This is a genomic window from Halorubrum sp. GN12_10-3_MGM (assembly GCF_005435235.1).
Classification (GTDB): Archaea; Halobacteriota; Halobacteria; order Halobacteriales; family Haloferacaceae; genus Halorubrum; species Halorubrum ezzemoulense.
The window spans coordinates 94,851-103,871 of sequence record NZ_SGUB01000013.1 but is presented as its reverse complement, the minus strand read 5'-3'; the positions used below and the strand labels follow the sequence as shown (position 1 = coordinate 103,871).

Annotated in this window: 10 protein-coding genes; 3 read left to right on the top strand and 7 right to left on the bottom strand. The window is 71.9% G+C overall.

Annotated features, from left to right (window positions below; translation table 11 throughout):
* Window positions 1–90 precede the first annotated feature (90 nt).
* Window positions 91–540, top strand: a complete 450-nt coding sequence (locus EXE47_RS11310; RefSeq protein ID WP_137708294.1) for a DUF5804 family protein — start codon at window positions 91–93, stop codon at window positions 538–540.
* Window positions 541–559: 19 nt separating this feature from the next.
* On the opposite strand, the gene EXE47_RS11305 is transcribed toward EXE47_RS11310, so the two are convergent.
* The 3 genes from EXE47_RS11305 to EXE47_RS11295 all read right to left on the bottom strand — a co-directional run bounded on the left by EXE47_RS11305 (window position 560) and on the right by EXE47_RS11295 (window position 3,566).
* Window positions 560–1,084 (bottom strand): hypothetical protein, encoded by a 525-nt coding sequence (locus tag EXE47_RS11305; protein ID WP_049929401.1) that lies wholly within the window; start codon window positions 1,082–1,084, stop codon window positions 560–562.
* 2 nt (window positions 1,085–1,086) lie between these two features.
* Window positions 1,087–2,271 carry a glycosyl transferase family 2 gene (locus EXE47_RS11300; protein WP_137708293.1) on the bottom strand — a complete coding sequence of 395 codons (1,185 nt, stop codon included), beginning with the start codon at window positions 2,269–2,271 and terminating at the stop codon, window positions 1,087–1,089.
* 110 nt (window positions 2,272–2,381) lie between these two features.
* Complete coding sequence (locus EXE47_RS11295; protein ID WP_049929403.1) at window positions 2,382–3,566, bottom strand: MFS transporter; 1,185 nt, start codon at window positions 3,564–3,566, stop codon at window positions 2,382–2,384.
* Between the two features lie 171 nt (window positions 3,567–3,737).
* Here EXE47_RS11295 and EXE47_RS18710 point away from each other — a divergent pair, with 171 nt between their 5' ends.
* Window positions 3,738–3,908: an HVO_0758 family zinc finger protein gene (locus EXE47_RS18710; protein ID WP_167373059.1), complete on the top strand. Its 171-nt coding sequence runs from the start codon at window positions 3,738–3,740 to the stop codon at window positions 3,906–3,908.
* Between the two features lie 145 nt (window positions 3,909–4,053).
* Here EXE47_RS18710 and EXE47_RS11290 read toward each other — a convergent pair whose 3' ends face one another.
* The 4 genes from EXE47_RS11290 to EXE47_RS11275 all read right to left on the bottom strand — a co-directional run bounded on the left by EXE47_RS11290 (window position 4,054) and on the right by EXE47_RS11275 (window position 7,936).
* Window positions 4,054–5,406 carry a hypothetical protein gene (locus tag EXE47_RS11290; protein WP_094580695.1) on the bottom strand — a complete coding sequence of 451 codons (1,353 nt, stop codon included), beginning with the start codon at window positions 5,404–5,406 and terminating at the stop codon, window positions 4,054–4,056.
* Window positions 5,406–6,062 carry a hypothetical protein gene (locus EXE47_RS11285; RefSeq protein WP_049929405.1) on the bottom strand — a complete coding sequence of 219 codons (657 nt, stop codon included), beginning with the start codon at window positions 6,060–6,062 and terminating at the stop codon, window positions 5,406–5,408. The genes EXE47_RS11290 and EXE47_RS11285 overlap by 1 nt, the downstream gene beginning before the upstream one ends.
* 57 nt (window positions 6,063–6,119) lie before the next feature.
* Complete coding sequence (locus tag EXE47_RS11280) at window positions 6,120–7,232, bottom strand: aldo/keto reductase (protein WP_137708292.1); 1,113 nt, start codon at window positions 7,230–7,232, stop codon at window positions 6,120–6,122.
* An 83-nt stretch (window positions 7,233–7,315) separates the two neighbouring features.
* Window positions 7,316–7,936, bottom strand: coding sequence for a class I SAM-dependent methyltransferase (locus EXE47_RS11275; protein WP_049929407.1), 621 nt, complete (start codon window positions 7,934–7,936; stop codon window positions 7,316–7,318).
* Window positions 7,937–8,205: 269 nt separating this feature from the next.
* Between EXE47_RS11275 and EXE47_RS11270 the strand changes: the two genes are divergently transcribed.
* On the top strand, window positions 8,206–8,934 hold the full coding sequence (locus EXE47_RS11270) for an SDR family NAD(P)-dependent oxidoreductase (RefSeq protein ID WP_049929408.1): 729 nt from the start codon (window positions 8,206–8,208) through the stop codon (window positions 8,932–8,934).
* Window positions 8,935–9,021: the final 87 nt, after the last annotated feature.

Here is a 9,021-nt window from a genome sequence, read left to right as displayed (position 1 = left end):
GCCGCCGCCGGCTGTCTCGGGACCGATAGCGACGACGAGTCAGACGACGGGCCGGAACTGCGGCTCTCGCTCTCGCGGGTCGAGGGCTCGCTGCGCGACCGGTACGTTCGCGACCCCGACGTGGAGCTCTCCTACGAGCTGCTCTCCCGCGAGACGGCTCGCGACGCGCTCGCGACCTACCGAATCGAGGAGCCGTTCGAGAACAGCGTCGCCGTCGACACCGTGAGCCTCGGCGCCGCCGTCTCGCTCCTCAACGACCTCGACTGGTACCTCGTCCGCTTCGTCGAGGAGGCGCTCGTGTTAGAGCCCTCCGTCGCGTCCGACGAGTGGCTCTCCCGCGACCTCGCCCGCGAGGTCCGCGACGGCGACGTGCCGCCCGAGGAGACCGACCAGCGATTGAAGATGTTCGGTCTCGTCGACGGTCTCCCGGTCGAACCCCTCTACGTCCGGCGGCGACAGGGCGAGACGCCCGAGTACGACCTCCGCGATGTCGACGAGACGCTCGTCGTCCGCGTGAGCGAGTCAGAGTTCTCGGGGTAAGCTCCCGAGTCCGACGCCGTCACTCGTCCACTTCGGCGAGGATCCGCGTCCGGACCGGGCCCACGTCGACCGGCGCCCACGCCTCCACGTCGTAGGTCACGTCCGCGAGCGTTTCCAGTCGCTCGGCGTCCCCCTCGTCTATCGCCGTCACCGCCTCGCGGCGGAGCCGGTCGAGGACCGCGTCCGCGAGCGCCTCGCGGTCGACGCCCCGGTCGGGCACGTCGAGGATGTGCGGGAGGTCCTCGGCGCCCTCCGGGAGCGTCGGGAACGCGGCGGGACCGACCGCGAGCGCGGTCGATTCGGCGGTGTGGCCCGTCACGTCGTCCCCGGAGAGCGCCCCGTCCGGCGCCGGCACGAGCGCGTACTCGTCGACCGCGAGGTCGATCGCGGCGTCGATGGCGGCCTCGTCGGCCTCGGTCCGCTGTTTGAACGCCAGCTCTGAGAGCGCCCGCGAGAGCTCGGCGCGGGTGAGCCACTCGAACAGGTCGACGACGCCGGCGAGGTCGTCGCGCGCGGCCACGCTCGGCCCGCTCCCGTGCGCCATCGTCAGTCCTCTCCCGGCGCGGGCCCCGTCTGTCCGGCGTCGGTCGCGGGGCTGCCGCCGGCGCCGGTTCCGCCGTCCGTGCCCCCGCCCCGAGCCCCGTCGAGGTCGGCGGTCGCGGCCTCGAAGACCTCGTCGGGGTCGACGGGAGCGTTCCGCCAGGCCGGGAGTCGAGCGTCCGGCCCGGGCTCCCCCAGCGCCTCGGCGTACGTCGCCACCTGTGACCGCTCGTCGGCGGCGTCGTACGAGAGCCCGTTGAACGCCGCGTCGGTCGCGTAGCCGTCGACCAGCGTCTCGGCGGCCTCGCGGTAGCGCTCGGCGAGGCCGTCGTAGTCGACGTCGACGCCGGCGTCTTCGACCGCGCGCAGGGTCGCCTCGCCGACCGCCCGGCTCATGTCCGCAAGGCCGGTCGGCCCCTCGACGGAGCGGTGGTCGTGCTCGTAGCTCCCCAGGTCGACCTGCGCGCTGTCGGCGAACCCGGCGCGGTCGAACGCCTCGCCGAGCGTGCCGACCTCCAGCCCCCAGCCGCGCTGGACTCGGAGCTCGGAGACGAGCTCGCTCGTCGCCGCGAACTCGCCGGCGAGCGCGTAGCGGAACGCCGAGAGGTACGCCAGCACGTCCGGCTCCCGCCCCGGCGCGGCGTCGCCGAGCGCGCGGACGAGCGGCCGGAAGAACAGCCTGAACAGCCGCCCGTACAGCGAGCCGTCCTCGACGCGGGCGTAGTACCCCTTCGAGAACGCGTACCCTTCCCCGAGCGGGAACAGCAGCCGGTTCACGAACGCCGGCGAGTAGGTCTTCGTGTCGGCGTCGTGGACGACGACGAACTCCTCGTCGAGCGCGCGACCGAGGGCGAGCCACACGTCCCGACCCTTGCCGCGGTCGCCGTCGAGCCCGCGCGCTTCGAGCAGCGAGGCGAGCTCGGGGCCGTCGCACCACAGCGTCTCGACGTCGAGGTCGAACCCGTCGAGCCAGTCCGCGAACGGGCCGGCGCGGTCGGGCGACGCCCGGAGCGGAACGATCACGCGGGCGGGGTCGACCGTCTCTAGCGTCGAGAGCACGCGCTCGGCCGCGAGCGTCCCGTACTCGCGCTCGGTCATCGGCACGACGACCGCCGCGCGGTCCGTGGGGGCGTCGGGCCGGTGGTCGGTCAACGCGTGGAGGGTCGTCACGCGCTCCTGAACGTACTCCATTTACCGATCACACGGGAGCGACGACCAAAACAGGTGCGGTGCCCCAACCCGGCGTCGGTCCCCGAGCGGGGGGTCGGCCGGGCCGCGGGGTCGGCGCTCGGGGCGTCGCCTCAGACCCTCCGCGTCGCGCCCGCCGCGCCCCCGGGAACGCGTCCGAGGCGGTACAGCACCGCGTACGCCGCGACGAGGAGCGCCAGCCCCCCGGCGAGCGAGAGGAAGACGGCGTCGTACGTCGCGCCCGCCTCGATCGCCTCGCCGACGGCCCAGGAGCCGGCCGCCTGCGTTGACATCATCCCGGCCGAGAACATCGCGTACGCCGACGCGCGGGACTCGTCCGGCAGCGACGCGAGCAGGTACGTGTCGCCAGCGGGGAACAGCATGTGGATGGCGAACCCCACGACGACGCTCGCGGCGATCACCGCCGCCAGCCCCTCGGCGACGACCACGAGGACGACCCCGCCGACGAACGCCGTGACGATGCCGAGCAGGTACGGGACGTGGGGAAGCCGGTCGGCGAGGTCGCCCGAGACGAGGAAGGCGGGCACGCCGGCGGCGAAGATCACCGTCAAGAGGTTCCGCGCGGTCGACCGCGTCAGGTCCTTGTCGATCATGTACAGCTCGTAGAAGTTGAACAGGCCCTGCCAGACGAAGCTCGTGAGGCCCATCAGCACGATGCCCGCGAGGATCAGCTTCCACTCGCCGCGGGCGGCCCCGAGGAAGTCGGTGTCGCTCGCGCCGGCGTCCGGGAGGTCAGTCCGCCGCGCGAGCGCGACGAACACGACCGTGCTGGCGGCCGCGGCGAGCGCGAGCGCGTAGAAGGCGTACCGCCAGTCGTACCACAGCGCGACGGTGACGGCGGGCGCGGCGATGACGGCGGCGAGCTGGCTGGCCATGCCGTGAACGCCCATCACGCGTCCGACGCGCTGCGGGAACAGCTCCGCGATAAACGGGTTCGCGGCGACGAAGTAGACGCCGGAGGCTAAGCCGATCGCGAAGGCGGCGACCATCAGCGCGAGCACGCTCGGCGCGAGGGCGACGCCGAGCGCCCCCGCGGTCAGCATCGCGCCGGAGACGAGGATGACGCGCCGCCGCGCGAAGCGCGTGAGCGCCCAGCCGGCCGGGATGCGCGGCGCGGCCGAGCCGAGCCACGCGAGCGTGACGATGAGCCCGGCGGTCCCCTCGCGGATCCCGAACGCGTCGATGAACTCTCCCACCAGAGGGGCGAACACGACGCGCGCGAAGTTGACGAGGAACACCAGCGCGCAAAGCGATCCAAACAGCCGGGTCCGTGACACGGCGGCGCTTCTCCGCGCCCGGACACAAGCGTTGCGGAAGCGCACGCACCCGGATCTCGGGAGCCGCTCGCGGGCTGCGGCCGCGTCCCTCCGCCGAGTGCCGATCTCGCTCGACGCGTCAGACCGATGTCGTACGGGGTTTTTATCCGCCCCGACGACGAACGGCGGAGTATGAAATCCACGCGCAAGGGACTCCGCGACGGCGACCTGATGAAGGACACCTACGAGCGGCTGAACTGTGCCGACTGCGAAAAGGTGTTGAAAAAGGAGAACGACCCCGACGAAGTGTTTTCCGTCCGCATCTGTCCGGAGTGCGGAAGCCGGTTCAAGGAGCTCCGCTGACCGTCGTCTCGCCCGTCGTCGCACCGCACCGGCCCCCGCGCCGCACCACTCCGCTCCGAATCGCTCTCCCCCGCACCGCACCGGCCTCCGCCGCGCTGCCGGACTTCGACTACCGCTCGCGCCTCTCCTCGCTGACCGTCGCCGTTCACGAATCGATCGCCGTCGCGACCGACTCCGCCACCGCCCCCGCCTCGTCCGCGACGATCTCGATCCACCGGTACTCGGCGTACGCCGTGGCGGCCGAGAGCGCGCTCCGCTCGTCGGCCGCGAGCGCGTCGTCCTGCTCCGCGAACAGCGGCAGGAACTGCGTCGCCAGCCACCGCGCCAGCGGGTTCTCGCTCTCCGCGAGCGCCGCGGCGGACTCGACCGCCGCGCCCCGCGCCGCGCCGATCGCCGCGGCGTCGTCCGGGAACATCGTGTCGCCCGCCTCGACGCGCGCGGCGACAGCGTCGACCGCTCGGAGCCGGGTCTGGACGAGCGCGGTCCGGGTCAGCCCGGTCGCCGGGTGGTCGGGCTCGTAGTCGCCGACCGCGACCGGGTCGAACCACAGCCCGTCGAAGCTCCGGTAGACCGCGCTCGACAGGAGGTCGGCGCTCGGCGCGTCCCGCGCGACGGCGCGCTCGTCGACGAAGGCCTCCGGGCCGGGGTTCTCCCTGAGGTCCTCGACCCCCTCGCCGTGGAGCTCGCGGAGCCGGTCGCCGACCGCGCTGCCGAGGCGGTCCATTTCGCGGCGGATCGGTTCGGCGACCGGCTGCGGGTCGGCGAGCGAGGCCGCGTATCGGTCGCCGAGGTACCGTCCCGCCTCGACGTACGACTGGACCCGCTCGACGTCTCCGACCGCCTCTCCCGCGCGGATCGGGTTCGCCTCGTCGGCCGGACTCCCGCTGCCGACCAGCGTCCGGCGGAGCGCCTCGTCGTACCACCGCTCGATCGGGCCGTAGACCGCGGCGCCCGCCAGGGGGTCCGCGGCGGGACCGGGGAGCGCGTCCAGCGTCTCAGACGCGCGCTGACGCACCGCCCCGACGTCGGGCGCCACCGCTCCCGGATCGCCCTCGACGGTCACGCCCGCCCACGTGCCGACGGCGCTCGCGGCGTGATCGCGCGCCGTTGAGTACCGCTTAACCGCTTCCAGCGGAACGAGCGGCTCGTCGGGCCCCGGCAGCGCCTCGCGGGCCGCCGCCCGCTCCGCCTCGATGCGCCCGCGGAACCCGCCGTGCGGGAGCCGCTCCGCGGTCAGGGGGTCCGGGATCGGGCTGAGCAGGCGGTCGACGCGGTCCGCGAACGCGGCGGCGACCTCCGGCTCGAAGCCGACGGGGACGATCCGCGGCCGAGCCGGGACGGAATCGTCGAACTCGCGTGGAACGGCGTCGACGTCGAGCGACGGCGGATCGTCCCAGAACCGCCGCTCGCTCCCTCGGCCCGAGCAGCCGGCGAGCGAGCCGAGCGCGGCGGCGCCGGCAGCGGCGAGCGCGCCGCGCCGGGTGAGCCCCCGCGGCATCAGAGCTCACCCCACTCGTCGGTCGCCGTGGCGTTCCCGGGGACGGTCGCGTTCCCGTCGATCACCGCGTACTCCGTGTCCGTAGTCCGACACGGCGACCTACCGCTGGAGCCGGACCCGGTGAGCCGGTCGTCGAGGACGACCGGAAGCCGGAAGAGGAGGGCGAGCGCGACCCGCGCGTCGGCCTCACAGGCCTCGTCCGGCGGCCTGAGCTCGCGGCAGTACTCGAACTCCACGTGCCCGGGATCCCACGAGACGGACTCGATGTGGAGTCGTTCGCACGACTCGATGCCGGCGGGCGACACGTACACCGTCTCCGCGTCGTAGTCGGTCTCGTCGAGGAACGACCGGATCCGATCGCGGTCCGCCTCGGCGACGTCCTCGGCCACGAGCAGCTCGGCCGCCCGCTCGGCGCTCGTGACGAGCTCGCGGTCGATCGCGACGGGCTCTCCGGCGCCGTTGGTCGCGCTCCCGTCGAGGAGGACCGGGTCGCCGCTCGGGTTCCGCGGCTTCAGGACGGTCGGGTCCGTGTCCGTCCCGGAGACCTGCCGTCGGACCGACTCTGATCCTGTGCCGTCCGCGCCGGAGCAGCCGGCGAGCGCGGCGATAGCGCCGATGGCGCCGCCGCGGAGGAGGGCTCGTCGGGTGGGGGACATAGGAGGCGATACCGTCGGTCCGGGTAAACCTCTTTTGGGGCCGGTCGTCGTCCGCGGTCACTCGAAGACGGCGTCGAACGCCGACGCGCCCAGCGGGTCGAAGGTGCCGGCGGCGACGTTCTCGCGGACGTGGTCGGGGTCGGTCGTGCCGACGAGCGACGAGGTGACGCCCGGTGCGCTCCGCGCGAAGTTGAGCGCGCGCTGGGCCGGCGTCTCCCCGGCGAGCGTCGCGTCGACGTCAGGCGGGACCGCGCCCTCGACCGCGAGGTCTCCCTGTCCGATGCTCGCGCTCGTCACCACTGAGAGCCCGGCCTCGTGGGCGAACGAGAGCGCCGAGACGGGCCCGTCCGCGTCACCCTCGGACGGCGCGCGGTGGTTCCGCCGGGTGAACGCGTCCGCCATCGCGACGTTGAAGGGGAGCTGGACCGCCGTGAGCCCGTGGTCGTCGTCGGGGCCGACCGCCTCGCCGGCGGCCTCGGCCCGCGAGAGCACCTCCGCGAGCGAGAGGTACCGGTCGCCGTCCTCCGCAACGCGGAACGCGTCCCACGTCGCGACGCCGTAAGCCCCGACGTCGCCCGCGGCGCGCCGGCGTTCGAGCGCCTCGAACGCGGCTTCGAGCGCGTCGTACACGTCGCCACGCGACCTGACAGCGAGCTGCGTCTCGGGGTTGTGGACGTAGAAGCAGTCGACCGCGTCGAGGCCGAGCCGGTCGAGCGAGCGGTCGAGCGACCACTCCAGGAAGTCGGGGGTCATCGCGTGCGCCCCGTTCGCGAGGTCGTCGGGGTCGACGATCCCCGGCTCGACGAAGCGCTCGCGGACGTACGCGCTCGGGTCGCTCGGTCGCTCGCCGTCGAACGGGAGGAAGCCGCCCTTCGTGGCGACGACCACCGACTCCCGGTCGAGGGGGGCGTCCCGGAGCGCCTCGCCGACGACGCGCTCGGCGCGGCCGCAGCGGTAGTTGGCCGCGGTGTCCACGTGGTTCACGCCGGACCGGAGCGCCAGCTCGATCGACTCGCGCGAGGCCTCGTCGACCGCGGGCGTCGGGTCGCCGAGGTACGTCCCGATCCCGACGCTGGAGACGGCGCCGGGACCGAACCGCCGGAAGTAGGTGCGCCCGAAGGCGTCGCCGAACCGGTTCCGGTACCCCCAGAGGGCCTCGCGAGTCGCCATGTGTCCGGAGTTGTCGGCTCGCGGGTAAAAGTCGCGCGGGAGACCGCCGGTCGCGCTCACACCGCGTCAGGAACGGGCGTCTGTCAACGGGACGCGCGGAAGGTCCGCGTGGTGTCTCGCTTCCCGCGGGTGACGTCGACCTCGACGAGCCCGAGCGAGGTGAACACCTCGCCCCAGTCCCGGTAGAACAGCGGCGTCCCCTCGTCGACGTAGTTCACGTCCGGCGGAGCTGACGCCGACCCCTGCGTCGGGGCCTCGATCTCGGCCGTGATCAGAAGCTCGTCGGTGATCCGCGCTATCTCCTCGAAGGCCGGCTCGGCGTCCGGATGGAGGTGTTGTAGCGTCTCGACCGAGAACACCGCGTCGAACGCGCCGTCGTCAAACCCGCCGACCACGTCCTCTATCGCGCCGCAGTGAAAGGTCCCGTCGGCGGCGAGCTCGGGGTAGGCGTCCCGCATCTCGTCGAACGCCCCGGGGTTGATGTCGACGCCAGAGAGGTCCTCGAAGCCGTGGGTTGCGAGGTGGTCGAGGTGCCGGCCCGACCCGCACCCCAGCTCGAGGACGGCCGCGTCGCGGTCGAGGCGCGCGTCGAGGCCCTCACGGATCAGCTCGCTCGTCTTGTTCGGCCCGCGGTGGGCGTAGTACGCCGGCGAGTATTCGCCCGTCCGGTTCGTCCAGGAGTCTCGGACGGTGTTGATGTTCACGGATAACGATTCTGGCAGCGAGGCATAACGCCGTCGAACGGCGCGCGGTGTGCGCCGACGCCGCCGCGGCCCGCTTGGACGCGTCAGGCGCCGACGGCCCTCCGACGTTCGTACTCCGTACGCGGCCGTTATCGCGCGTTTAAACCCATTAGTACGGTCGTAGCGGACTTCAAACGCCCGGCGGATTCCCGGTACAACGAAACGAGGGAAGTACATATCAGTATCAATATTCCGAAAGAAATACAAAATATACACACAAACGAGTAAATATGCTCGACGGAAAGACCGCTATCGTCACCGGCGGCTCGGCCGGCATCGGGAAGGCCATCGCTGCGGAGTTCGTCGATCAAGGGGCGTCGGTCGTGATCGCGAACCGGACCGAGGAGGCGGGACGAGAGACCGCCGAGGAGCTCGGCTGTTCGTTCGTCCAGTGCGACGTCTCGTCGTACGAATCCGTCGAATCGCTGGTCGAACAGACGGTCGAGGAACACGGCGGGTTGGACATCCTCGTGAACAATGCCGGGATCGGGCTCACTGGAACGGTCGAGGAGACGTCGCTCGAGGACTGGCACAAGTTGTTAGAGGTCAATCTCAACGGCGTCATCTACGGGACGCGAGCAGCTATGCCGTACCTGCGCGAGTCCTCGGGGGCGGTCCTCAACGTCGCGTCGGTGTTCGGACTGGTCGGGGGACCGCAGACGGCCGCGTACGCGACCGCGAAGGGCGCTGTCGTCAACTTCACCCGAACGACGGCCGTCGATTACGCCGACGCCGGCGTCCGGGTGAACAGCATCTGTCCCGGCTTCGTCGAGACCGAGATGACTGCGTCAGAGCTTAACGACGACTCCTTCTACGAGTTCGTCCTCAGTCAGACGCCGATCGGCCGCATCGCCGAACCGGAAGAGATCGCAGAACCGGCGGCGTTCCTCGTCTCGGACAAGGCCTCGTACATCACCGGAGTCAACCTCTCGATCGACGGCGGGTGGACGACGCACTGACGCGCGGCCCCGTCGGCTTCGACCCCGGTCTGTCCAGTCATATTCGGCGTGACCCGAGCGACCTCGTAGTCGCTGATCCGTTTAAAT

Coding starts and splice junctions, on each gene's coding strand:
- EXE47_RS11305 (WP_049929401.1), bottom strand. CDS start 1,084: ATGGCGCACGGGAGCGGGCCGAGCGTGGCCGCGCGCGACGACCTCGCC.
- EXE47_RS11300 (WP_137708293.1), bottom strand. CDS start 2,271: ATGGAGTACGTTCAGGAGCGCGTGACGACCCTCCACGCGTTGACCGAC.
- EXE47_RS18710 (WP_167373059.1), top strand. CDS start 3,738: ATGAAATCCACGCGCAAGGGACTCCGCGACGGCGACCTGATGAAGGAC.
- EXE47_RS11290 (WP_094580695.1), bottom strand. CDS start 5,406: ATGCCGCGGGGGCTCACCCGGCGCGGCGCGCTCGCCGCTGCCGGCGCC.
- EXE47_RS11285 (WP_049929405.1), bottom strand. CDS start 6,062: ATGTCCCCCACCCGACGAGCCCTCCTCCGCGGCGGCGCCATCGGCGCT.
- EXE47_RS11280 (WP_137708292.1), bottom strand. CDS start 7,232: ATGGCGACTCGCGAGGCCCTCTGGGGGTACCGGAACCGGTTCGGCGAC.
- EXE47_RS11270 (WP_049929408.1), top strand. CDS start 8,206: ATGCTCGACGGAAAGACCGCTATCGTCACCGGCGGCTCGGCCGGCATC.